19 protein-coding genes are annotated in these 22,844 nt (G+C 74.8%); 7 read left to right on the top strand and 12 right to left on the bottom strand.

All coding sequences use genetic code 11. From position 1 onward, the window contains the following. The first annotated feature begins 63 nt into the window (after positions 1–63). Both ACFVFS_RS22990 and ACFVFS_RS22995 read left to right on the top strand, forming a co-directional pair. Positions 64–1,956, top strand: coding sequence for an amino acid adenylation domain-containing protein (locus ACFVFS_RS22990; RefSeq protein WP_380626481.1), 1,893 nt, complete (start codon positions 64–66; stop codon positions 1,954–1,956). Then, positions 1,953–4,850 carry a condensation domain-containing protein gene (locus ACFVFS_RS22995; RefSeq protein WP_380626482.1) on the top strand — a complete coding sequence of 966 codons (2,898 nt, stop codon included), beginning with the start codon at positions 1,953–1,955 and terminating at the stop codon, positions 4,848–4,850. The genes ACFVFS_RS22990 and ACFVFS_RS22995 overlap by 4 nt, the downstream gene beginning before the upstream one ends. 69 nt (positions 4,851–4,919) lie before the next feature. Here the strand turns inward: ACFVFS_RS22995 and ACFVFS_RS23000 are convergent, their stop codons facing one another. The 7 genes from ACFVFS_RS23000 to ACFVFS_RS23030 all read right to left on the bottom strand — a co-directional run bounded on the left by ACFVFS_RS23000 (position 4,920) and on the right by ACFVFS_RS23030 (position 10,253). Beyond that, entirely contained in the window at positions 4,920–5,297 is a 378-nt protein-coding gene (locus ACFVFS_RS23000) for a TcmI family type II polyketide cyclase (protein ID WP_380626483.1), read from the bottom strand. A gap of 3 nt (positions 5,298–5,300) precedes the next feature. Next, on the bottom strand, positions 5,301–5,756 hold the full coding sequence (locus ACFVFS_RS23005; RefSeq protein WP_380626484.1) for an SRPBCC family protein: 456 nt from the start codon (positions 5,754–5,756) through the stop codon (positions 5,301–5,303). A gap of 1 nt (position 5,757) precedes the next feature. Then, positions 5,758–6,018 (bottom strand): acyl carrier protein, encoded by a 261-nt coding sequence (locus ACFVFS_RS23010; protein WP_380626485.1) that lies wholly within the window; start codon positions 6,016–6,018, stop codon positions 5,758–5,760. Between the two features lie 64 nt (positions 6,019–6,082). Then, positions 6,083–7,324 (bottom strand): beta-ketoacyl synthase N-terminal-like domain-containing protein, encoded by a 1,242-nt coding sequence (locus ACFVFS_RS23015; RefSeq protein ID WP_380626486.1) that lies wholly within the window; start codon positions 7,322–7,324, stop codon positions 6,083–6,085. A 5-nt stretch (positions 7,325–7,329) separates the two neighbouring features. Then, on the bottom strand, positions 7,330–8,589 hold the full coding sequence (locus tag ACFVFS_RS23020; protein ID WP_380626487.1) for a beta-ketoacyl-[acyl-carrier-protein] synthase family protein: 1,260 nt from the start codon (positions 8,587–8,589) through the stop codon (positions 7,330–7,332). Continuing rightward, entirely contained in the window at positions 8,586–9,020 is a 435-nt protein-coding gene (locus ACFVFS_RS23025; RefSeq protein WP_380626488.1) for a cupin domain-containing protein, read from the bottom strand. Before ACFVFS_RS23025 ends, ACFVFS_RS23020 begins: the two co-directional genes overlap by 4 nt. Before the next feature lie 66 nt (positions 9,021–9,086). Then, positions 9,087–10,253, bottom strand: coding sequence for a SchA/CurD-like domain-containing protein (locus ACFVFS_RS23030; protein WP_380626489.1), 1,167 nt, complete (start codon positions 10,251–10,253; stop codon positions 9,087–9,089). A 304-nt stretch (positions 10,254–10,557) separates the two neighbouring features. On the opposite strand from ACFVFS_RS23030, the gene ACFVFS_RS23035 reads away from it, so the two are divergent. Beyond that, complete coding sequence (locus tag ACFVFS_RS23035) at positions 10,558–12,183, top strand: FAD-dependent oxidoreductase (protein ID WP_380626490.1); 1,626 nt, start codon at positions 10,558–10,560, stop codon at positions 12,181–12,183. 67 nt (positions 12,184–12,250) lie between these two features. Here ACFVFS_RS23035 and ACFVFS_RS23040 read toward each other — a convergent pair whose 3' ends face one another. Continuing rightward, positions 12,251–13,915 (bottom strand): APC family permease, encoded by a 1,665-nt coding sequence (locus ACFVFS_RS23040; RefSeq protein ID WP_380626491.1) that lies wholly within the window; start codon positions 13,913–13,915, stop codon positions 12,251–12,253. Positions 13,916–14,385: 470 nt separating this feature from the next. On the opposite strand from ACFVFS_RS23040, the gene ACFVFS_RS23045 reads away from it, so the two are divergent. Further along, entirely contained in the window at positions 14,386–15,249 is an 864-nt protein-coding gene (locus ACFVFS_RS23045; protein WP_380626492.1) for an EamA family transporter, read from the top strand. Positions 15,250–15,338: 89 nt separating this feature from the next. Here the strand turns inward: ACFVFS_RS23045 and ACFVFS_RS23050 are convergent, their stop codons facing one another. Together ACFVFS_RS23050 and ACFVFS_RS23055 are read right to left on the bottom strand one after the other, a co-directional pair. Continuing rightward, complete coding sequence (locus ACFVFS_RS23050; RefSeq protein ID WP_376090751.1) at positions 15,339–15,650, bottom strand: hypothetical protein; 312 nt, start codon at positions 15,648–15,650, stop codon at positions 15,339–15,341. Then, on the bottom strand, positions 15,647–15,976 hold the full coding sequence (locus tag ACFVFS_RS23055) for an SAV_915 family protein (protein ID WP_380626493.1): 330 nt from the start codon (positions 15,974–15,976) through the stop codon (positions 15,647–15,649). The genes ACFVFS_RS23050 and ACFVFS_RS23055 overlap by 4 nt, the downstream gene beginning before the upstream one ends. Before the next feature lie 292 nt (positions 15,977–16,268). Here ACFVFS_RS23055 and ACFVFS_RS23060 point away from each other — a divergent pair, with 292 nt between their 5' ends. Both ACFVFS_RS23060 and ACFVFS_RS23065 read left to right on the top strand, forming a co-directional pair. After that, positions 16,269–16,727 (top strand): helix-turn-helix domain-containing protein, encoded by a 459-nt coding sequence (locus ACFVFS_RS23060; protein WP_380626494.1) that lies wholly within the window; start codon positions 16,269–16,271, stop codon positions 16,725–16,727. Between the two features lie 212 nt (positions 16,728–16,939). Beyond that, positions 16,940–19,162 carry an NADP-dependent isocitrate dehydrogenase gene (locus tag ACFVFS_RS23065; protein ID WP_380626495.1) on the top strand — a complete coding sequence of 741 codons (2,223 nt, stop codon included), beginning with the start codon at positions 16,940–16,942 and terminating at the stop codon, positions 19,160–19,162. Between the two features lie 135 nt (positions 19,163–19,297). Here the strand turns inward: ACFVFS_RS23065 and ACFVFS_RS23070 are convergent, their stop codons facing one another. Continuing rightward, positions 19,298–20,782 (bottom strand): MFS transporter, encoded by a 1,485-nt coding sequence (locus ACFVFS_RS23070; protein ID WP_380626496.1) that lies wholly within the window; start codon positions 20,780–20,782, stop codon positions 19,298–19,300. A gap of 142 nt (positions 20,783–20,924) precedes the next feature. Here ACFVFS_RS23070 and ACFVFS_RS23075 point away from each other — a divergent pair, with 142 nt between their 5' ends. After that, complete coding sequence (locus ACFVFS_RS23075) at positions 20,925–21,635, top strand: TetR/AcrR family transcriptional regulator (protein ID WP_380626497.1); 711 nt, start codon at positions 20,925–20,927, stop codon at positions 21,633–21,635. 86 nt (positions 21,636–21,721) lie between these two features. On the opposite strand, the gene ACFVFS_RS23080 is transcribed toward ACFVFS_RS23075, so the two are convergent. Then, entirely contained in the window at positions 21,722–22,690 is a 969-nt protein-coding gene (locus ACFVFS_RS23080; protein WP_380626498.1) for a cytochrome c oxidase assembly protein, read from the bottom strand. Between the last annotated feature and the right edge of the window lie 154 nt (positions 22,691–22,844).

Below are 22,844 nucleotides of genomic sequence, written 5' to 3' on the forward strand. Positions count from 1 at the left end.
CTCCCTCCCACCGTCGCACGGCGCCCCGGCTCGCCGCCGGGGCGCCCGGAAGGCTGACCACCCATGACCTCTCCCGCCACCACCGTCCCGGCGCTCGTGGCCCGGCAGGCCGCCGAGCGCCCCGACGCGCTTGCCGCGACCGACGGCACCACCACCCTCACCTACCGCGAACTCGCCACCGCCGCCGCCCGGTTGGCCGCCGAACTGACCGCCCGGGGGATCCGCCCGGGCAGCGCCGTCGGCCTGCTGTGCGCCCGCGCCACCCGCCTCGCCGTCGCCCAGCTCGCCGTCTGGTGGGCCGGCGGGCACGTCGTCCCGCTCGACCCCGGGTACCCGCGCCCGAGGCTGCACGCCATGCTCGACGACGCCGACGCCCGACTCACCCTCGGCGACAAGGCGCTGCTGGCCGAGGCGGGCCTGCCGGAGGACCGCGTCCTGGTCCTCACCGAGCTCGGCCCCACCGCGATCGCCGCCGCCGGACCCGCGGCCCCGCGCACGCCCGAGCCCCCGGCCCCGGACGCCGCCGCGCTCGTCTACTACACCTCCGGCTCCACCGGCCGCCCCAAGGGCGTCCTGGTCCCGCACGGCGCCGTCGCCGACCTGGTCACCGCCGCCGACGGCATCGCCCTCGGCCCCGGCGACCGGGTGCTGCACCACTCGCCGGTCGCCTTCGACGCCGCCACCTTCGAACTGTGGGGCCCGCTGGCGCGCGGCGCCGCCGTCGCGCTGTCCCCGGCCGAACGCCCCAGCGCCGAGGAACTCGCCCGGGACGTCGAGCGGTTCGGCGTCACCACCGCCTTCCTCACCACCGCGCTGTTCCACCAGCTGGCCGCCCGCCGCTCGCGGGTCTTCGGCGTGCTGCGCACCGTGCTGGCCGGCGGCGAGGCGCTCTCCGCCGAGCACGCCGCCGCGGTGCTGCGCGCCTTCCCCTGGCTGGAGCTGTTCAACGTCTACGGGCCCACCGAGGCCACCACGTTCACCACCCTGCACCGCGTCCGGCCCGCCGACGGCGCCGGGCCGGTGCCGATCGGCCGCCCCTTCGGCGGCGCCCGCACCCTCGTCCTCGACGCGGAGCGCCGGCCCGTCCAGGACGGCACCCGCGGCGAACTGTGGATCGCCGGGGCCCGGGTGGCGCTCGGCTACCTCGGCCGGCCCGGGCCGACCGCGGAGCGCTTCGCCGACCTCCCCGGCACCGGCCGCGCCTACCGCACCGGCGACCGGGTGCTGCGGCGCCCCGACGGGGTGCTGGAGTACCACGGGCGGCTGGACGACCAGGTCAAGGTGCGCGGCTTCCGGATCGAGCCCGGCGAGGTCGAGCACGCCCTGCGGAGTCTGCCCGAGGTCGCCGAGGCGGCGGTGGTGGTCCGCCGGGCCGGCCGTGCGGACGCCGCGCTCACCGCCTGCGTCGTCCCCGCCGAGGGCGTCCGCCCGGCGCCCGAGGCGCTCCGCCGCCGGCTCGCCGAACGGCTTCCGGCCCACCTGGTGCCGACCGCCTGGACGGTGCTCGACGCCCTGCCGCTGACCACCAGCGGCAAGGTGGACCGCCGGGCGCTGGCCGCCGACGACACCGGGCCCGACGACACCGGTCCCGGGGACGGCGGACCGGGCGGCGGCGGATCCGGGAGCCGTCCCGCCCCCGCCGCGCTGACGCCGATCCAGCAGGTGGTCGCCGCCGCCTGGTCGCGCGCCCTGGAGCACGAGGTGACCGCCCCGGACGCCGACTTCTTCGCCGAGGGCGGGCACTCGCTGCTCGCCATGTGGGTGGTCGACGACCTTCGCGAGGACCTCGGCGTGGACCTTCCGCTCGGTGACTTCCTCGACCACCCGACCGTCGCCGGCCAGGCCGACCTGGTCGAACGCGCCCTGCTGGCCGCCGATGCCGCCGACACCGCCGAAGCCGCCGAAGCCGCACTGACCCCCGATGCCGCGGAGACCCCCGAGGAGCCCGCCCGATGACCGCCCCGCTCGACCAGGCCGACCTGCTCCGCCGCGCCCGCCGCCGCACCTCGGTCCCCGCCGCACCCGCGACCGCCACCGGACCCGCCTCCGCCCTCCGCACCCCGGGCCCCGTCCCGCGCGGCACCGGCACCGGCACCGATCCGGCCCCGCTCTCCCACGCCCAGCAGCGGATGTGGCTGATGGAGCGCCTCGGCCAGGGCGGCCCCCGCTACCACGTCCCGCTCGCCACCCGGCTGCGCGGCCCGCTGGACCCCGACGCCCTCGCCGCCGCCCTGACCGCCCTCACCACCCGCCACCACGTCCTGCGCACCCGCTACGCCCACCACGACGACGGCCCCCGGCAGCACACCGGGCCCGCCGCCCCCGTCCCGCTGTCCGTCCGCGAGGCCGCGCCCGAGGCCGCCGCCGCCCTGCTGCGGGCCGAGGCGGCCCGGCCCTTCGACCTCGCCACCGGCCCGGTCCTGCGGGCCCTGGTCCTCCGGCACGCCCCCGAGGACCACACCCTGCTGCTCACCCTCCACCACATCGCCGTGGACGGCGGCTCGCTGCCCGTGCTCGCCGCCGAACTCGCCGCGCTCTACGCGGCCGCCGCCGACGGCCGCCCGGCCGGCCTGCCCGAGCCGGAGCTCCAGTACGCCGACTACGCCCGCTGGGAGCGCTCCCGCGACGACCGGCTCGCCGCCGCGGCCGCCGAACGGGCCGCCCGCCTCGCCGGCGCCCGCCCGCCGGCGCTGCTGCGCGCCGTCCCGCCCGGCACCCCCGAGCGGCGCGCCGTCCTGCACACCGCCCCGCTCGCCCCGGAGACCCTCGACGGCCTGCGCCGGCTCGGCGCCCGGCACGGCGCCACCCCGTTCACCGTCGTACTGGCCGCCGCCTTCGCCGCCCTGCGCACCGCCACCGGGGCGTCCGACCTCGTCCTCGGCTGCGCCGGCGGCCACCGCGCCCGGCCCGAACTGCGCCGGCTGATCGGCCTCCAGGTCAACACCCTGCCCGTGCGCGCCCGGCTGCCCGAGCCCGACGGCGACCCGGCCTTCCCCGAGGTGCTGGCCACCGTCCGCACCGCCCTGATCGACGCCCAGGAGCACCACGACGTGCCCTTCGACCTGGTCGTCGAACGCCTCGGCCCCGCCGCCCGGGGCGAGGACGGTACCCCGCTGCTCGCCGTGAGCTGCGACCTGGTCCGCCCGGCGGAGCCGCTGACGCTGCCCGGCCTCACGGCGGAGGCCGTCGAGGTCGACCTCGGGCTCGCCAAGTTCGGCCTCACCCTGCTGGTCGAGGAGGGCCCGCGGCCGCGCTGCCTGCTGCAGCACGACCCGGCGGCGCTGGACGAGCCGACCGCCCGCCGCCTGCACACGGCCTTCACCGGGCTGCTGACCGCCCTCGCCGCCGACGCCGACCGCCCGCTCTCCGCGCTCCCCGGCGAACGCCTCGCCGGCCCGGCGCCCGCCCGCGCCGAGCACCCCGCCGTCGCCGCCCTGCTCGCCGACCCCCGGGTCACCGACGCCGCGCTCCACCTCGCCGAGCACGGACCGGCCCTCGCCTACGCGAGCGTCCGCGGCCCGGTGGCCCCCAGCGGCGCCGACCTGCGGGCCGCCCTGCGCCGCCGGCTCGCCGAGGGCGCCCACCTGCCGCTCGCCGTCACCCTGCTGGACCGCATCCCGCGCCGCCCCGACGGCACCCTCGACCCCGCCCGCCTCCCCGGCCGCCCCGACGCGTCGGCCCGCCTCCCCGAGGTGCTGGACGCGTTCGCGGAGCTGCTGGGCGCACGGCCGCCGGCCGACGGGGACTTCCTCCGCCTCGGCGGCCACTCCCTGGCGGCGGTGCAGCTGGCCGAACGGCTGCGCGGCCGCCTCGGCCTGCCGCTGACCGGCCTGGACGTCCTGGAGCAGCGCACCCCGCGCGCGCTGGCCGCCCTGCTCGCCACCCGGGCCGCCGACCGCCGCACCGCCGACCGCCGCGGCACCGGCCGCACCGCCCCCGGGGCGCTCCCCGCACGGGCCGGGACGGTGCTGCTCACCGGCGCCAGCGGAGGCGTCGGCGCGGCCGTCCTGCAGGAACTCCTCGCCCAGGGCCGCACCGTGCGGGCGCTGGTCCGCCCCGAGTCGGCCCACCTGGTGGCCGGCGCCGGCGTCGAGGTGGCCGAGGGCGACCTCGCCGACCCGGACAGCCTGCGCCGGGCCGTCGAGGGCGCGGACACCGTCATCCACGCCGCCTGCACCTTCACCGAGCACGCCGTCGACCTCGCCGCGATGCGCGCGCTGGTCGAGGGCTGGCACGGCACCGGCGGGTTCGTCTTCGTCAGCAGCGTCGACGCCTACGGCCGGCCCGCCCCGGGCGAGGTCCCCGAGGGCGCGCCCCCGGCCGGACCGCTCACCCCCTACGGCCGGGCCAAGCTCGACTGCGAGCGGATCCTGCTGGACGCCGCCCCGCGGGCCCGCGGCCCGGTCTCCGTGGTCCGCCCGCCGATCGTCTGGGGCCCGTACCGGCGGCTGCGCGACCAGCTCCGCTGGGGCGCCACCGGCGCGCTCTACCAGGCCGCCCTGGCCGGCCGCCCGATCCTCCTGCCGCCCGCCGACCGCGGCTGGTCGGGCGCGAGCTGGGTGCACTCCGCGGCGCTCGCGCGGGCCGTCGCGCAGAGCGCCGAACGCGCCCCCGGCCGGATCGTCAACGCGGTGACCGGCCACGTCTCCTGGACCGACCTCACCGCCGAACTGGTCCGGCTGCTCGGCTCCGCCAGCCCGGTCGCGCACGGCCCGGACGCCGACCCCGAGCTGCTGCGCCCCTGGCACCACCGGGCCGACGCGCTGGCGGCGGCGCTGCGCCCGGAGCCCGGGGAGGACTGGCGCACCGTCCTCGCCGCGATGACGGCCGGGACCGCCGCCGCGCGGTGAGCACGAGCGGACACCCCGGGGACCGGAAGGCCCGCGGGGTGTCCGCTCGTCCACCGCCACCGGTGCCGCTCAGCCGCGGCGCTCCCAGCGGTAGAACTCGCGCGCCATCGCGTCCTTCGGCCCCCGCCAGGTGGCCGGGTCGTACGCCTGGACGTAGGCGGTGAGCGCGTCGCTGATCGCCCGGAACTCGGGGTGGCCGGCCACCTGGGCGACGGCCGGGCCCGGCGGGCGGTCCGCCTCGATCAGGTGCAGGTAGACGTCGCCGAACTGGAACAGGCTCCGCCCGGTCACCCCGATCAGGTGCGGGAGCTCGCCCCGGTTGTCGGAGTCGGCGAACACCTCGGCGATACCGGCGGCCGCGTCGGGCCTCATCCGGGCGACGATCAGGGCGCGGTGGGTGTGCGCCGTCCCGGGCACGCTCCCGGGGGTGGTCACGGGGGACGCCATGGCTCAGACCTCCGCTGCCTTCTTCTCGACCTTCTCGCGGATCAGCTGCAGCTGGATCCGGGAGTTGCGGTTGATGTGGTTGACCATGCCCGCGTCGTCGACCGGCGCGGTGGGCTTCATCGCGAAGTCCTGCACCCAGCGCATCCGGGTGCCGGCCGGCACCTCGGCGTACTCCCAGCGGATGTCCATGAACTCGAACGGGCCGGGCTCGACGCGCCGGGCGCTGACCGCCAGTTCGGTGCGGTCGGTGGTGCGCTCGGAGACCCAGCTCCAGACCTTGCCGTCCTCGTCGGGGTGCATGGTCAGCCGGAAGCGCACCCGGTCGCCCTCGCGCTCCAGCACCTCCACCGAGGCGTACTCGCTGAACAGCTGCGGCCAGTTCTCCAGGTCGTTGGTGATCTCCCAGACCAGGTCGAGCGGGGCCGCGATGACGATCTCGTTGTCGGTGTGTCCGGGCATCTCAGGCACCCGCCTTCGCGGTGACCGCGGCGTTGACCAGGTCCAGGAACTCGGCCGGGGTCTTGGCCGACTCCGCGCCGTTGGTGACCTTCACGCCGTGCCGGTTCTCCAGCTCGCCGACCACGCCGAGCAGGCCGAGGGAGTCCACGCCGAACTCGTCGAAGGCGGCGCCGGGGCGCTCCAGGGCGCCCGGGTCGATCACGACGCCGGCCCGGGCCTGGATGAGCGCCGCGAGTTCGGGATAGCTGAGGGTGTTGCTCACGGGGGTGTCCCTTCGTTGCGAGCGAGTGGTGAGCGGGTGGAGCGGGGGAGGAGCGGGGCGGGCTTCAGGACGGCTCGCCGCGCCGGAGCACCAGCGCCGCGTTGGAGCCCATCAGCCCGCGGCTGAGCACCAGGGCGGTGCGCAGTTCGGCCGGGCGGGCGCGGCCGGTCACCAGGGCGAGGTCGTGGGCGACCTCGGTGACGTTGGGGGTGGGCGGCACCACGCCGTCCTCCATGGCGAGCACGGCGGCGACGGTGTCCAGCGCGGGGGCGCCGCAGTAGGCCCGCCCGGTACCGGACTTGGGGGCGGTGACCGGGACCCGCTCGGCGTAGGGGCCGAGCGCGTCGGCCAGCGCCAGCGCCTCGGCGCGGTCGGCGGCCGGGACGCCGAGGGCGTCGGCGAAGACCACGTCGATCTCCTCCGCGGCGATCCTGGCCCGCTCCAGGGCGATCCTGATCGCCGCGGCCAGACCCTCCCGGGACTCCTCCCAGCGGGAGGCGCCGGTGAAGGTCGCGGCGTGGCCGGCGATGTGTGCCCGGACGGCGGCCCCGCGCCGGCGGGCGGTCGCGTCGTCCTCCAGCAGCAGCATCGCGCCGCCCTCGGCGGGGGCGAAGCCGGCCGCGTCGGGGGAGAACGGCAGGTAGGCCCGGTCGGCCCGGTCCGCGAGGCTCAGCTCGGGGTAGCCGAGCTGGCAGACCATCGAGTAGGGCGCCAGCGGGGCCTCGGCGGCGCCGACCACCACCGCGGCGGTGCCGTGCTCGACGGCCCGGGCGGCGTGCGCGATCGCGTCCAGCCCGCCGGCCTCGTCGCTGGCCACCACCGCGCACGGGCCCTTGTAGCCGCCGCGGATGGAGATCTGGCCGGTGCTGGCCGCGTAGAACCAGGCGATGGACTGGTAGGGGCCGACGAACTGCGGCCCCTTGCCCCAGAGCTGCTGGAGCTCGCCCTGTCCGAACTCGCCGCCGCCGGAGCCGGCCGCGGTCACCACGCCCACCGCGTACGGCTGTTCCGGGTCGGGGGTGAAGCCGGCGTCCGCCACCGCCTGGTCGGCGGCGGCCATCGCGTAGTGCGTGAACCGGTCGGTCTGCACCAGGTAGCGGTTGTCGACGGCGGCCCGCGGGTCGAAGTCCCGTACCTGGCCCGCGATGCGCAGGGGGAGGCCGGTGCAGCCCTCGCGGGATATCCGGTCGAGGACGCTCACGCCCTGCCGGGTGGCCTTCCAGAAGGCGTCGGCCCCCACGCCGTTCGGCGCCACCACACCCAGGCCGGTGATCACCGCCCGGCGTTCCTGCTGACGTGACGTCATGGATCTCACCCCGTTCTTGTGAGCACGACGGCGGACTGGAATCCGCCGAATCCGCTGCCGACCGACAGGATGTTCCGCAGCGGCAGCTCCCGCGCGGTGCGCGGCACGTAGTCGAGGTCGCACTCCGGGTCGGGCGTCTCGTAGTTGGCGGTCGGCGGCACCACGCCGCGGTCCAGCGCGAGGGTGCAGGCGACCACCTCGATCGCACCGATCGCGCCGAGCGAGTGCCCGACCATCGACTTGATCGAGCTCATCGGCGTCCGGTACGCGTGCTCGCCGAGCGAGCGCTTGACGGCCGCCGTCTCGTGCCGGTCGTTCTGCTTGGTACCCGAGCCGTGCGCGTTGACGTAGTCGACGTCGGTGCGGTCGACCCGGGCGTGGCCCAGTGCGTGGTCGATGGCCCGGGACATCTCCAGCCCCTCCTGGGTGAGGCCGGTCATGTGGTAGGCGTTGCCGTAGGTCGAGAACCCGCCGACCTCGCCGTAGATCCGCGCGCCGCGCCGGCGGGCGTGCTCCAGCTCCTCCAGGACCAGGACGGCGCCGCCCTCGCCGAGCACGAAGCCGTCGCGGTGGGCGTCGAACGGGCGGGAGGCGTGCGCCGGGTCGTCGTTGCGTTCGCTGGTGGCCTTGATGGCGTCGAAGCAGGCGACGGTGATCGGCGAGATCGGCGAGTCGGAGGCGCCGGCGACGCAGATGTCGGCGCGGCCGTCCTCGACCGCCTGGAAGCCGTAGCCGATGGCGTCCAGGCCGGAGGTGCAGCCGGTGGAGACGGTCTGCACCGGGCCGTGCGCGCCGGTCCGTTCGGCGACCGCCGAGGCGAGCGTGCTGGGCGCGAACGCCCGGTGCAGCTGCGGCTCGGCGAGCCGGTGGTCGACGTCCCAGCGGGCCCCGCCGGCGCTGACCAGGGCGTAGTCGTGCTCCAGTCGGGTGGTGCCGCCGACGGCGGTGCCGAGCGAGACGGCGATCCGCCACGGATCCTCGGCGGCCAGGTCGAGCCCGGCGTCGGCGATCGCCTCGTCGGCCGCCACCATCGCGAACTGCACGTAGCGGTCGGCCCGTTGGACGTCGTCCGGGCCGAGCCCGTGGGCCGCCGGGTCGAAGTCGCACTCGGCGGCGATCCGGGAGCGGAACCCGGCGGGGTCGAAGAGCGTGATGCCGCGGGTCGCCGTCCGCCCGGCGGTGAGGAGGTCCCAGAACGCCGGGACCCCGACCCCTCCGGGCGCGACCACGCCGATTCCGGTGACGGCGACCCGGCGGCGGCTCACGAGCCCACCTTGGCGTGTTCCGGCGGTCCGGAGTTGACCGCCGGCCCGGTCTCCTCGGTGTCGACGTGGCCGAGTTCGGGGCGCGGCGCCAGCGGGCCGAGGTGGAAGACCATCTTGGCCACGGAGTCGCCGACGTTGCGGAACCGGTGGCGCATGTTGATCGGGATCATCAGGCCCTGCTCGGGCTTGAGCACCCGGGTCTCGCCGTCCAGGTCCACCTCCAGGTCGCCGCTGACGACGAACACGAACTCCTCGGAGTACGGGTGGTAGTGCTCGCCGATCCGCTCGCCGGGCTGCACGATGGCCAGGCCCATGAACCCGCTGGTGGCGCCGCAGGTGGTCGGGGTGAGCATGGCGCGCAGGTCGCCGCCGCGCCGGCGGTTCTCCGGCGCGTCGGAGACGTTCACGATCCGTGGGTACTGCGTGGACATGGTTTCTTCCTTCTCTTGCCGGGGGCTTCCGGGGCCGGGGCCTGCGCTGTCGGAGCGCGATGGTGGTCAGGAGTCCTGGGACGTCCGGTCGGTGACCGGGTTCATGCTGCGGGCGGCGAGGAAGGCGCGCAGCCCGGCGTCGGTCCGCAGGTCGCCCTCCGGGCCGAGGTCGAGCAGCCGGCCCAGGGCCGCGGCCTCGCGCTCGTCGGCCACGCCCAGCGCCGCTCCCGGGTCCGCCTCCGGCGGCAGTCGCAGGTCGGCCAGCCGGACCACGACGTCCCCGCGGTGGAAGACGGTGCTCCCGGCGACCGGGCCGGTCGGATCGGCGGTGGCGAGGTTGTCGTAGTCGGCGAGCAGTTCGGTGACCGCCTTCCCCTGGCCCGGCTTCACCGGGTAGAGCACGGCGTGCCGGTGCAGCCGCCCGGAGGCGGGGGCGCCGGCCACGGCCTGATGGGCGGCCGGCAGCGCGGCCCGGGCGAAGAAGGCGCGCGCCGCCTGCGGGTCGCCCAGCTGGCGGGCCTCCTCCAGGTACGGGTTGATCGCCTCCTCGACGGCCCGCACCTCGGGCTGCAGGGCGACGTGCCGCAGCGCGTCGCCGAGGCTGCCGATCACCTCGACCGCGCGGACCACCCGGTTGCCGTGCATGAACAGCGAGGTGCGGCGCAGCCGGGTGGTGTCGTCCACCTCGGCCCGCGGGGAGGCGTAGCCGGACAGGATCCGGGCCACCTCGGGCTCGCTGCCGGGCTTGACGGTGAAGGTGAGCGCGTGCCGGACCACGCCGTCCGGGCCCGGGTCGGCCTTCGGCGGTCCGGCCACCCCGGCGGGGGCGCTGCGCGGCAGGTCGGCCGGCACCTCCAGCGGCGGCCGGCTGCCGGTGGCGCCGGCGGCGGAGGTCTCCCGGAGGATGGCGTAGCGCAGGGACCGGAAGGTGTCGCTGACGCAGCCGTGCATCGGCTTGACCATCTCCCGGTGGGCCGGGCTGTCCACCCACTGCAGGAAGGTCTCCTGGTCCTCCCACTCGCTGGTGATGAGCCACTGGCGGGGGTCGTTGATGGACTGGCAGAGCTGGTCGCTGACGTGGCCGGGCACGGTCGCGACCTGGTGGCGCAGCTGCTCGTACACGTCCATGAAGCGCTGCTGGGCGCCGTCCTGGATCTCCAGCATCAGCACCACCCGCAGGCGGGTCTCGGAGGGGGAGTGCTGCCGGGCGGGCGGTTCGGACAGGGTCGTCATGATCCACTTTCTGCTTCTGGGCCGCGCGCGTCGGGGGCCGCGTGCGGCGGCGCCGGTGCCGGAGGGGGCCGGGCGGCCCCCGGCGGGAGGGGTGCTGCGGTGGCCGTCGGCCACCAGGCCTGAGGTCGATCGTGCGCGGCGCTTCCGAGTGGCGCGAGATATGCGGGCCATCCGGGCGAAGAGGCGCCACAACGCGTCCGGCACGGGGGACGGTAGGACCGGGCCGCCGTGCCCGCGGGCCCCTGCGGGGGCCGCGACGAGCCTTGCATTCGGCCCAGAACTCCCGTACAGGCTGGAGCAATTGATGAATCCGAAGGTGGACGACCGGGTACCGGTCCTGATCGTCGGCGGCTCGCTGGTCGGGCTGTCGGCCTCGCTCTTCCTGGGCCGACTGGGTGTCAGGCACCTGCTCGTCGAGAAGCACGCCGACACCTCGCACCACCCGCGCGGCCGAGGCAACAACGTCCGGACGATGGAGCTGTACCGGGTGGCCGGGATCGAGCCGGCGATCCGCGAGGCGGCGTCCGTCCTGGCCCCGAACCACGGCATCCTGCAGGCCCCCTCGCTGACCGGCGAGGAGCAGGAGTGGCTGTTCCGGGAGATCGACCCGGGCGGGCGGCTGGCCCGGTTCAGCCCCAGCTCCTGGTGCCTGTGCAGCCAGAACGACGTGGAGCCGGTGCTCCGCCGCGCGGCCCGCGAGCTGGGCGCCGACATCCGCTTCGGCACCGAGCTGCTCTCCTTCGAGCAGGACGCCGACGGCGTGACGGCGCTGCTGCGCAGCCGGGAGACCGGCGAGGAGCGGGTCGTCCGGGCCGACTACCTGATCGCGGCGGACGGCCCGCGCAGCCCGGCCCGCACCCGGCTCGGCATCGGCCAGAGCGGCAAGGGCGAGCTGTTCCACAACGTCAGCATCACCTTCCGGGCGAAGCGGCTGGCCGAGGTCGTCGGCGACCGCCACTTCATCGCCTGCTACCTCACCGACCCGGAGGCGGACGGCGCCCTGCTGCCGGTCGACAACCGGGAGGAGTGGGTGTTCCACGCGCCGTGGCACCCGGAGCACGGCGAGCCGCTGGAGGCGTTCACCGACGAGCGCTGCGCCCGGCACATCCGGGCCGCGGTCGGGATGCCCGACCTCGACGTCGAGGTGACCGGCAAGGCCCCGTGGCACGCCGCCGAGCGGGTCGCCGACCGCTACTCGGGCGGGCGGGTGTTCCTGGCGGGGGACTCGGCGCACGAGATGTCCCCGACCGGCGCGTTCGGCTCGAACACCGGTATCCAGGACGCGCACAACCTGGCCTGGAAGCTCGCCGCGGTGCTCTGCGGCTGGGCCGGCCCGGGGCTGCTGGAGACCTACGGGCAGGAGCGCCGGCCGGTGGCGCGGGTGACCGGCGAGCGCGCCTCGGCCCGCTCCGCCGAGCACAGTCACCCCGGGTACGCCGTCGTCCCGGGCGTCGGCCGGCAGGCCGGGGTGCTGGCGGTGGCGCTGGGCTACCGCTATCCGCAGGGCGCGGTGCTCGGTACCGACCCGGCCGGTCCGGTGGTCCCGGAGGCCTTCGAGTCCGCGGGCGAGCCGGGCGGCCGGGCCCCGCACCAGTGGCTGCTGCGGGCGGGCGTGCGGCTGTCCACCCTCGACCTCTACGAGCAGGCGATGGTGCTGCTGACCGGTTCGGCGGGCGCCGCCTGGCAGGACGCCGCCCGGCGGGCGGCGGACCGGCTGGCCGTCCCGCTGGACACCTACCGGGTCGGCGACGGCGCGGACGACGACCTGGCCCCCGAGCCGGGCGCCGACTTCGCCGCCCTGCACGGCATCCGCCCCGACGGCGCCCTGCTGGTGCGCCCCGACGGCTTCGTCGCCTGGCGCTCCGAGCACCCGGCCGACGACCCCGGGGCCGCCGTCGAGTACGCCCTGCGCGCGGTGCTGTCGCTCTGAGCGGAGAACCGCGAGGGCCCGCCGGGTGCACTGGCCGGCGGGCCCTCGCGGTGTCGTGGACGGATCGTCAGTGGCCGCCCTCGTCGACGACCTCGACGTCCTCGATGTTCCGCTCGATGATCTCGGCCGGCAGTGCCACCCGGATCGCCCAGTAGTAGATCACCAGGGAGAAGGCGGCGACCGCCGCGATGTCCCACCACATCGGGATCCGGCCGGTGCCGTCGCCGAAGCCGCCCTGCCAGGAGATCAGGCCGAGGCCCAGCAGGTAGACCGGCAGCCACTGGGCGGCCCGCCAGTCCATGTGCGGGGCGTTCGGCAGGCCCTTGCGGATCGCGTACGTGGCGTAGCCCCCGAGCAGCAGGTAGCCGATGACGATGGCGATGCCCAGGCGGGACAGGGTGTGCCAGCCGGCCCAGTAGATGATGAGGCTGGAGACCACGAAGGACGCCGGGGCGATGGCCGCGCCGGCGGGCAGGCGGTACGAGCGCTCGCGGGCCGGCAGCCGGCGGCGCAGGGCGCCGAAGGCGAGCGGGGCGCCGGCGTACATCAGCACGCTCGCCGAGGTGATGAAGCCGACCAGCTCCTGCCAGCTCGGGAAGGGCATGAAGCAGACGACGCCGGTGACGAACGACATGATGAGGCCGAACCACGGCGCGCCGCGCTTGTCGACCCGCTCGAAGAGCTGCGGCGCGTAGCCGTTCTTACTCAGGCCGTACGCGATGCGCGAGGTGGAGGTGGTGTAGATGAGGCCGGTGCCGCCGGGGGAGACGATGGCGTCGAAGTACAGCACCCAGGCCAGCCAGCCGAGGCCGACCAGGGTGGCGAGGCCGGCGAACGGGCCGTCGATGCCGGGGAAGTCGAGGTTCTCCCAGCCGTTGGCGAAGGTGGTGGCGGGCAGCGCGGCGATGAAGACGACCTGCAGCAGCACGTAGATCGCGGTGCCGATGGCGACCGAGCCGAGCACGGCGCGCGGGATGTCGCGCTTGGGGTTCCTGCTCTCGCCGGCCAGCTGGATCGCCTGCTCGAAGCCGAGCAGGGCGAAGATGATGCCGCTGGCGCTCACCGCGGTCAGCACGCCCTTGACGCCGAACGGGGCGAAGCCGTGCGAGGTGAAGTTGGAGCCGTGGAAGTTGGTCACGGCGAGCACGAAGATCGCGAACAGCGGGACGAAGATCTTCAGCCAGGTGGTGGCGCTGTTGGTGCGGGCGAGCGCCCGGACCCCGAGGAAGTTGACCGCGACGAACAGGCCCATCAGCAGCACCGCGACCGCGAAGCCGCTGGGGGTGAGGGTGCCGTTGTCGTTGAGGAGGCCCTGCGCGAACTCCCAGTGCCCGGCGTAGCCGATCATCGCCTGGACCTCGATGGGCGCGACGGTGGCGGCCTGGAGCCAGGAGAACCAGCCGAACGACATGCCCGCCAGGCCGCCGAAGGCGTAGTGGGGGTAGCGGGCGGTGCCGCCGGCGACCGGGAACATGCCGCCGAGCTCGGCGTGCACGAAGGCGAGCAGGACGATGGCGACCGCGCCGATGCCCCAGGCGACGAGGGCCGCCGGTCCGGCGACGACGACGGCGTTCTTGGCGCCGTAGAGCCAGCCCGAGCCGATGATCGAGCCGACCGAGGCCCACATGAGGCCGATGAGGCCGACTTCGCGGCGGAGCGACCGGTGGGTGGTGGTCCCGGTGCCGGGACCGGTGCCCGTGCCGGGCGGGGAGAGCTGGTTGAGGGAGGCCATGCGCAATCTCTCTGTGGTGAGGGTTCTCCGGAAGTTCGGAGCGCGGAGAGTTGCCACACAGTAGGCGGACGCAGAGACATCTGCACAGGTTTCCTTACCGAATGGTTACCTACTTCTCTGGATATCTCCGCAGGTAGGAGGCCATCTGTTCGTGCGACCGTTACGCTACCTGCGGGTAATTCCGCGATTTGAGCATCCATTGAGCTTCGGTTCGTGTCCGTGCCAAGGGCGGTGATCCGGGGGTTGTGGAAATGCCGTCGACCGTATGGAAATGCGGTCGCGCCGCACACCCGATAGGGTCGCCCCATGCGTTCCCGGATCCTGCCGCCGCCCGTCCGCTAGCGGGCGGCCCACTCCACGCACCCCGCCCGGCGGCCTCGCCGCTCCCGGGCCGATGAGTGCCGCCCGCGCCACCGGTGGACCTCATCCGGCCGGGCCCCGCCCGGCATCCCGTCGTGGAGAACGAACGCATGACCACTCATGCCGCCATGCCGGTCCGGCACGGCCTGCTGTCCATCTCGGCCGCCGCCGTCGCCTGGGGCGCGGGCGGGGCCGTGGCCGCCCTGCTGATGGCCGCCGCCGGGCTCGGCCCGGTCGCCGTCTGCGCCTGGCGCTTCGCCGTCGCCGCCGGCTGCCTCGCCCTGCTGCCCGGCCGGGGCGCCGCCGGGCCGCTCCGCTCCGCCGTGCTCACCGGCCCCGGGCTGGCGGTCAGCCAGTGCGCCTACTTCGGCTCGGTCCGGTACGCCGGGCTCGGCCTCGGCACCCTGGTGACCATCGGCGCCGGACCGGTGCTCACCAGCCTCGGCGCCCACCTGCTGCTGGGCGAGCGGCTCACCGGCCGGGCCGTCGCCGCCAACCTGCTCGCCCTCGGCGGACTGGCGCTCCTGGTGGCGGGCCCGGCGAGCGGCCCGCGGCCGGTCCTCGGCGTGGCGCTCGCCGTCCTGGCCGGCGCCGGGCAGAGCGGGCTCACCCTCTGGGCCAGGGCCGGCGGCACGGCCCGCGCCTCGACCGGGGCGTTCACCACCAGCCTGCTCTGCCTGCTGCCGCTCGCGCTGGCGGTGGACGGCGGCGTGCTGCCGTCCACCGGCGCACCGCTGCCGACGGCCGGCGCCCTGCTCTTCCTGGGAACGGTGCCGACGCTGCTCGCCTACCGCTGGTACTTCGCGGGCCTCGCCACCGTGCCGGGGACCACCGCGGCGGTGCTGGTGCTGCTCGAACCGGCCACCGCCGCCGTCCTCGGCGTGGTCTGCCTCGGTGAACCGCTGACCCCGGCGCTGCCGGCCGGCTCCGCCCTGCTGCTCACCGCGATCGCCGCGCTGACCCGGCGGCGGTAGCGCGGACCCGCCCCGCGCGCGATGTGCCCCGCGCCCGCCCGCCGGCTGTCCGGACGGCGGGCGGGCGCGGGAACCCGGGGCGTCCGGTGTCAGGGCACCGGGCGCAGGGTCGGCGGGGTGGGGACGAGGGCGCGCAGGACCAGGTCGACGTGGACGTGCGCGGCGCCGGCGCGGAGCAGGGCGGCGGAGACGGCGCGTAACTCCTCCGGGCCGGTGCAGGCGAGCCGCAGTTCGAGGTCGGCGTCGCCGGCCAGCGCCAGTCCGCTCTGCACCGCCGGGATCTCGGCGACCAGCCGGTCGAAGTCGAGCGGGACCGGGCCGTAGCTCACCCGGGCGAGGGCCTGGAGCGGGCGGGCCGGCTCGGGCTGCGGCGCGCCGGGGACGAGGTGGAGCGCGCTCACCGGCGCTGGAGCCGCGCGCCGGAGCGGGTGGCGGGGTGGCCGGTGGCCGGGCGGGCGGCGCCGTCGGCGGCCGGGCCGCTCACCGGCGGGGCGACGAGGCGCGGATCCAGGACCAGTTCGTCGATGCCCAGCGGCGCGGTGAGCGCGCGCAGGGCCGGTTCGCCGAGTTTGACGGCCGCCTGCTCCGGGCCGAGCAGCTCGGCGAGCGTGCCCGCGGAGCTGAAGCCGACGGCGCAGCGGCGGCCGTCGCGCAGGCGGAAGAGGCGGAGGGAGGTGGTCCGTCCGGTGACGGTGACCGGGACGTGCCAGATGACGGCGCGGGCCATGCGGGTGCTCCCGAGTGGTGGAGAGGTGCCTGCCGGAACTGCTCGGTGCTGTGCTGTGCTGTGCCGCTCGGAACCGCGCTGGGCTGCCCCGAACCGCTTGCTCCGACGCTAGGGCGGGTCCGGGCGCACGGTGAACAGTCCTGACGCAGCGTTGACCAAATGCTGCACCGTGTTGACGAAGTCCTGACGGCCGGGTGCACCGCTCACCGGACAGCCTTCCTCATCCTTCCCTGTCCTTCCCCTTGTCATGGTAGTTTGCGTACTTTGGCGAACAGTGCGAGGGAGGCGGCCGGTGCCCGAGCACCACCCGGAGTACTTCTCGGTCGAGCAGGTTGCCGAACTGCTCGGCCTGCACGTGCGGACGGTCCGCGGCTACGTCCGCGACGGCCGGCTGCGCGGGGTCAGGATCGGCAAGCAGTACCGGATCGCCCGCCGCGACTTCGAGGCCTTCACCGGGGCCCCGGCCGCCGCCGAGGAGCCCGCCGCGGCGGCGCCCCCCGGGCCGCTGCACGCCGAGGCCTCCGCGGTGGTCCAGATCGAGGCCGTCGGCGTCCGCGAGGCCGCCCGGCTGTCCAACACCCTGCTCGCGGTGGCCGCCGGACCGCGCGGGGGCCCGGTGCCGCTGCGCGTCGAGACCCTGCACAACGAGGAGCGCTCGACCCTCAAGGTGATCGTCCTCGGCTCCCCGGCCGACGCCGCCGAACTGCTGCTGCTCATCCACTCGTTGACGGCGGAGGGCCGCCAGGCCTGAGCCGTCCGGACCCGGCCCCGCCTCCGCGGCCGCGGCTGCCCGCCGAAGGCCCGGAACGGCGCGTTCCGACCCGCCTTCCGACCCGCTCCGCTTGCCCCGCGCCCGCGCCGGGACGACGGTGGATCTGATCCGGATCCGGGGGGAGGTGGAGCGGAGGGCCGGTCACGAGATATCTTGACGTCAAGACGTTGGAGACGTGAAGCGGAGTACCGATGACTGACTCGACCATCATCTATACGCACACCGACGAGGCGCCGGCCCTGGCAACGTACTCGTTCCTGCCGGTGGTCCAGGCGTACGCCTCGACGGCGGGCGTGAAGGTGGAGACTCGCGACATCTCCCTCGCCGGGCGAATCATCGCGAGCTTCCCGGAGCGTCTGACCGAGGACCAGCGGATCGGCGACGCGCTCGCCGAGCTGGGCGCGCTCGCCAAGACCCCGGGCGCCAACATCATCAAGCTGCCGAACATCTCGGCCTCCATCCCGCAGCTCAAGGCCGCCGTCGCCGAGCTGCAGGCGCAGGGCTACGCGCTGCCGGACTACCCGGACGACCCGCAGACCGACGAGGACAAGGACGTCCGCGCCCGTTACGACAAGGTCAAGGGCAGCGCCGTCAACCCGGTCCTGCGCGAGGGCAACTCGGACCGCCGCGCCCCCGCGTCGGTGAAGAACTACGCCAAGACCCACCCGCACCGCATGGGCGCCTGGTCGGCCGACTCCAAGACCAATGTCGCCACCATGGGCGAGAACGACTTCCGCTCCACCGAGAAGTCGGCCGTCATCGCCGAGGACGGCGCGCTGCGCATCGAGCTGGTCGCCGAGGACGGCACCACCACCGTGCTGCGCGAGTCCGTCCCGGTGCTGGCCGGCGAGGTCGTGGACGCCTCGGTCATGCGCGCCGCCGCGCTGAACGGGTTCCTGGCCGCGCAGGTCGCCAGGGCCAAGGCCGAGGGCGTGCTGTTCTCGGTCCACCTGAAGGCCACCATGATGAAGGTGTCCGACCCGATCATCTTCGGCCACGTGGTCCGCGCCTTCTTCCCGCAGACCTTCGCCAAGTACGGCGAGGTGCTGGTCGCGGCGGGCCTGAACCCGAACAACGGCCTCGGCGGCATCCTGGCCGGCCTGGAGAAGGTCCCGCACCTGGGCGAGGAGATCAAGGCCTCGTTCGAGGCCGAGCTGGCCGAGGGCCCGGCCCTGGCCATGGTCGACTCCGACAAGGGCATCACCAACCTGCACGTGCCGAGCGACGTCATCGTCGACGCCTCGATGCCGGCCATGATCCGCACCTCCGGCCACATGTGGGGCCCGGACGGGCAGGAGGCCGACACCCTCGCCGTGCTGCCGGACAGCAGCTACGCGGGCGTCTACCAGGCCGTCATCGACGACTGCCGCGCCCACGGCGCCCTGGACCCGGCCACCATCGGCTCGGTCCCGAACGTCGGCCTGATGGCCCAGGCCGCCGAGGAGTACGGCAGCCACGACAAGACCTTCGAGATCGCGGCCGCCGGCACCGTCCGCCTGGTCGACACCGAGGGCAACGTCGTCCTGGAGCAGGCCGTCCAGCCGGGCGACATCTTCCGCTCCTGCCAGACCAAGGACCTGCCGATCCGCGACTGGGTGAAGCTGGCCGTCACCCGCGCCCGCGTCACCGGCAACCCGGCCGTCTTCTGGCTGGACGAGACCCGCGCCCACGACGCCGTGCTGATCGAGAAGGTCAGGACCTACCTCGCGGACCACGACACCGAGGGTCTGCAGATCGAGATCAAGTCCCCGGTCGAGGCCACCACGTTCTCGCTGGAGCGCATCCGCCGGGGCGAGGACACCATCTCGGTCACCGGCAACGTGCTGCGCGACTACCTGACCGACCTGTTCCCGATCCTGGAGCTGGGCACCAGCGCCAAGATGCTGTCGGTCGTCCCGCTGATGAACGGCGGCGGCCTGTTCGAGACCGGCGCCGGCGGCTCCGCCCCGAAGCACGTCCAGCAGCTGGTCAAGGAGGACTACCTGCGCTGGGACAGCCTGGGCGAGTTCTTCGCGCTGGCCGCCAGCTTCGAGCACCTGGCCCGCACCACCGAGAACGCCCGCGCCCAGGTGCTGGCCGACACGCTGGACCGCGCCACCGGCACCTTCCTCAACGAGGACAAGTCGCCGAGCCGCCGCCTCGGTGGCATCGACAACCGCGGCAGCCACTTCTACCTGGCCCTGTACTGGGCCCAGGAGCTGGCCGGCCAGAGCGACGACGCCGCGCTCGCCCAGGCCTTCGAGGGCCTGGCCAAGACGCTGGCCGAGCAGGAGGGGACCATCGTCGAGGAGCTCGTCGCGGTGCAGGGCTCCCCGGTCGACCTCGGCGGCTACTACCAGCCGGACCCGGCCAAGGCCGCGGCCGTGATGCGCCCGTCGAAGACCCTCAACGAGGCGCTCGCCAACCTCGCCTGAGCCTGACGGCGGAGGCGTCGAGGGCATCGAGGGCACCGGAGGTGTCGAAGGTGCCGTTGGCGTCGAACGGTTGAACCCGGGAGGCCCCGGAGGTCCGCTGTCGGACCTCCGGGGCCTCCCGGCCTTTCCCGGCCCTCATTCCCCCGTGTCCTCCGGCCCGCCGTGTCCGGCGCCCTCGGGCCGGGCGTGCCGGGGGAGCAGGAAGGCGGTCAGGAAGGCCGCCGCGAGCAGCACGGCGACCAGGCCGTACGTCCAGCCCGCCGCGTGCTGGAAGCCCTCGGTGCGGGCCCAGCCGAAGAACGCGGTGCCGAGCAGCGCGACGCCCATCGAGCCGCCGAGCTGCTGCTGCGCGTTGAGGACGCCGGAGGCCGAGCCGGTCTCGGACTCCTCGACGCCGGCCAGCGCGATGTCGAAGAACGGCGCCATGATCAGACCGAGGCCCAGGCCGGTGACGGCCAGTGCCGGGACCAGCTGCCAGCTGGTGAGGTCCGCGGCGCCGTGCTCGACGGTGGCCCACAGGCCGAGCGCGCCGACGACCGCGACGGCGATGCCGCCGTGCAGCACCCGGCGGCCGTGGCGCGGGGCCAGCAGGCCGCCGGAGAGGACGGCGCCGACGACCACGCCGAGCGACAGCGGGATCATCGAGAGCCCGGCGTGCAGCGGCGTCCAGCCGAGGCCGAGCTGCAGGTAGAGGGTGAAGACCAGCAGCAGGCCGGAGAGCGCGGCGAAGAACACCAGCCCGGTGGCGAGCGCCGAGACGAAGGGCCGCTTGGCGAACAGCGAGGGCTCGATCAGCGGGGTGCCGCCGCGCCGCAGGACGCTGCGCTGGTGCACGGTGAAGAGCCACAGGACCGGGACCGAGGCGGCCATCGCGAGGAAGGTCCACAGCGGCCAGTCCAGCTCACGGCCCTGGACCAGCGGGTAGACCAGCAGCAGCACGGCGAGGCTGAGCACCAGCACGCCGACGGGGTCCAGCCGCCCGGCGCCGGCGGTGCGCCCGGTGTGCTCGGCGGGCAGGATCCGGACGGCGGCGAGCACCGCGAGCAGGCCGAGCGGCAGGTTGATCAGGAAGACGGCGCGCCAGCCGAGGCCGAACACGTCGGCGTCGGTGAGGTAGCCGCCCAGGGTGGGGCCGAGCACCGAGGAGAGCCCCAGCACGGGGCCGAACAGGCCGAAGGCGGTGCCGAGCTCCTTGGGCGGGAACATCGCCTTGATCAGGCCGAGCCCCTGCGGGATGAGCAGCGCCGCGAACAGGCCCTGCACGGTGCGGGCGGCGATCAGGGTGCCGGCGCCGGGCGCCGCCGCGCAGAGCACGGAGGCGAGGGTGAAGCCGGCCGCGCCGAACACGAACAGGCGCTTGCGGCCGAAGAGGTCGCCGAGCCGCCCGCCGGTGATCAGCAGCACGGCGAAGGCGAGCGTGTAGGACGCGGTGATCCATTGGATCTGGGCGTCGCTGCCACCGAGGTCCTGCCGGACGGCGGGCGCGGCGACGCCGACGATCGTGGTGTCGAGGAGGTCCATCACCTCGGCGACGAGGATGACGGCGAGGCCCGCCCAGCGCAGCCGGTAGCCGGTGGACGGGCCCGCGGCGGGCTGGGGAGGGGCGATCTGACTGGTCATGGAGTGCTCTCCGGAATCAGAGCTGTCGACGAACGCTGTTCGCCGCAACGAACACTGTTTGGTTCAACGAACAGTGTTCTCCCATGGAACGGTGTTCGTGTCAAGTAATCTGGGATCCGTCGCCGACCACGAAGGAGCCCTCATGACCAGTGCCGCCCCGCGTTCCGGCTGGCCCGAGCACTGGCAGGGGAAGGCGAAGGCCGCCCCCAGGCGGCAGCCGCTGAGCCGGGAGCGGATCGTCGAGGCGGCGCTGCGGATCGTCGACGCCGAGGGCATGGACGCGCTCAGCATGCGCCGGGTCGGCCAGGAGCTCGGCACCGGCGCCGCGAGCCTCTACGCGCACGTCGGGTCCAAGGAGGAACTGCTCGAACTGGTCCTGGACCAGGTGTACGCCGACATCGAACTGGAGCCGGCCGACCCGGCGCGGTGGCAGGAGCAGGTCAAGCAGCTGCTGCGGACCTCCCGCGACGCGCTGCTCTCCCACCGCGACCTCGCCAAGGCCGCGGTGGTCGCCAACGTCCCGGTCACCCCGCACGCGATGGACATCGCCGAGGCCATGCTCGCCATGCTGCGGGCCGGCGGCCTGGACGAGCAGACCGCCGCGTACGGCGTCGACCTGCTCGGCCTCTACACCACCGCGACCGCCTTCGAGGCCTCCACCCGGGGCGGCGCCGACACCGAGGCCTTCAGCGCGCGGATCCGCGACTACTTCGCGACCATCCCCGCCGAGCGCTACCCGATGATGACCTCGATGGCCGCCGCGCTCACCCGCAACGTCGGCGACGAGCGCTTCGAGTTCGGCCTGGACATCCTGGTCGCCGGCCTCGCCCGGCAGGCCCCGGGCGGCGTCTGAGCGCGGCACCAGGAAACGCCGGAGCCCCCGTCCGGTGATCGGACAGGGGCTCCGGCGACAGGGGCCGCCCGGACTCGGGCCCGGACTCAGCCGGCGTCGGCGGCCGGGCGGCGGGTGCGCTGGTCCAGCGAGGCCAGGTAGGCGTTGTACGCCGCCAGCTCGGCGTCACCGCTGCGGTCCTCGGCGCGGTCCCGGCGGCGCGAGAGCCGCTGCTCCGAGCCCATCCACTGGTAGACCAGCGCGATCAGCACGATCGCGGTCGGGATCTCGCCGAACGCCCAGGTGATGCCGCCGGCGAGCTTCTGGTCGGCCAGCAGGTCGGTGCCGGGCGGTGCCATCTCCGTGGTGAAGGTGTTCACCAGCTGGTGGTTGGCCATCATCACCGCGACGCCGAAGAAGGCGTGGAACGGCATGCCCATGAACAGCTCGATGATCCGCATCACATGGCCCGGCCGGTGCGGGCCCGGGTCCACGCCCATGATCGGCCAGAAGAAGACCAGGCCGGTCGCCAGGAAGTGCACCATCATGAAGATGTGCCCGAGCCGGTACTGCATGAGGAAGTCGAACAGCGGGGTGAAGTAGACCCCGTAGAGGCTCGCGATGAACAGCGGGATGGTGAAGCCCGGGTGCGAGATCACCTTGACGTAGGTCGAGTGCAGCAGCGCCACCAGCAGCTCGCGCGGCCCGCGCGGGCGCCCCTTGCCGGCCGGCCGCAGGGCGCGCAGTGCCAGGGTGATCGGCCCGCCGAGCAGCAGCAGGATCGGCGACAGCATGGAGAGCACCATGTGCTGCATCATGTGCGCGCTGAACAGCACCATGCCGTAGTCGTTCAGCCCGGTGCAGGTGACCAGGATCACCGAGCCCACGCCCAGCGCCCAGGCCACCGTGCGCCCGACCGGCCAGCTGTCGCCGCGCCGCTGCAGCCGGACCACGCCGGCGACGTACAGCGCGAGCGCGGCCAGGCTGCCGATCAGGAACACCCAGTCGGGGGACCAGGTGAGCACGTTGGACAGCGAGAAGGGGCCCAGTTCGGTCATCCCGCCGTGGTGGTGCATGCCTGACATTCCGTCGCCCATCGGCGGGTCCCGCTTTCCCTCGTCACGGCCCCTGGATGGGTCCGGTTCGCCCGTTTTGCTTCGGCATACAGCCTAGGCGGGCCTTACCTCCCCCCGCCCGCCGCCCCCCGCCAGTGGTCCGGACGGCGCCGTC

The organism is Kitasatospora sp. NPDC057692 (assembly GCF_042799475.1).
Taxonomy (GTDB): domain Bacteria; phylum Actinomycetota; class Actinomycetes; order Streptomycetales; family Streptomycetaceae; genus Kitasatospora.

Bases quoted from the DNA above. Each gene is read 5' to 3' on its own strand.
- ACFVFS_RS22990 (WP_380626481.1), top strand. From the start codon at position 64: ATGACCTCTCCCGCCACCACCGTCCCGGCGCTCGTGGCCCGGCAGGCC.
- ACFVFS_RS22995 (WP_380626482.1), top strand. From the start codon at position 1,953: ATGACCGCCCCGCTCGACCAGGCCGACCTGCTCCGCCGCGCCCGCCGC.
- ACFVFS_RS23000 (WP_380626483.1), bottom strand. From the start codon at position 5,297: ATGGCGTCCCCCGTGACCACCCCCGGGAGCGTGCCCGGGACGGCGCAC.
- ACFVFS_RS23005 (WP_380626484.1), bottom strand. From the start codon at position 5,756: ATGCCCGGACACACCGACAACGAGATCGTCATCGCGGCCCCGCTCGAC.
- ACFVFS_RS23015 (WP_380626486.1), bottom strand. From the start codon at position 7,324: ATGACGTCACGTCAGCAGGAACGCCGGGCGGTGATCACCGGCCTGGGT.
- ACFVFS_RS23025 (WP_380626488.1), bottom strand. From the start codon at position 9,020: ATGTCCACGCAGTACCCACGGATCGTGAACGTCTCCGACGCGCCGGAG.
- ACFVFS_RS23030 (WP_380626489.1), bottom strand. From the start codon at position 10,253: ATGACGACCCTGTCCGAACCGCCCGCCCGGCAGCACTCCCCCTCCGAG.
- ACFVFS_RS23035 (WP_380626490.1), top strand. From the start codon at position 10,558: ATGAATCCGAAGGTGGACGACCGGGTACCGGTCCTGATCGTCGGCGGC.
- ACFVFS_RS23040 (WP_380626491.1), bottom strand. From the start codon at position 13,915: ATGGCCTCCCTCAACCAGCTCTCCCCGCCCGGCACGGGCACCGGTCCC.
- ACFVFS_RS23045 (WP_380626492.1), top strand. From the start codon at position 14,386: ATGACCACTCATGCCGCCATGCCGGTCCGGCACGGCCTGCTGTCCATC.
- ACFVFS_RS23055 (WP_380626493.1), bottom strand. From the start codon at position 15,976: ATGGCCCGCGCCGTCATCTGGCACGTCCCGGTCACCGTCACCGGACGG.
- ACFVFS_RS23065 (WP_380626495.1), top strand. From the start codon at position 16,940: ATGACTGACTCGACCATCATCTATACGCACACCGACGAGGCGCCGGCC.
- ACFVFS_RS23070 (WP_380626496.1), bottom strand. From the start codon at position 20,782: ATGACCAGTCAGATCGCCCCTCCCCAGCCCGCCGCGGGCCCGTCCACC.
- ACFVFS_RS23075 (WP_380626497.1), top strand. From the start codon at position 20,925: ATGACCAGTGCCGCCCCGCGTTCCGGCTGGCCCGAGCACTGGCAGGGG.
- ACFVFS_RS23080 (WP_380626498.1), bottom strand. From the start codon at position 22,690: ATGCACCACCACGGCGGGATGACCGAACTGGGCCCCTTCTCGCTGTCC.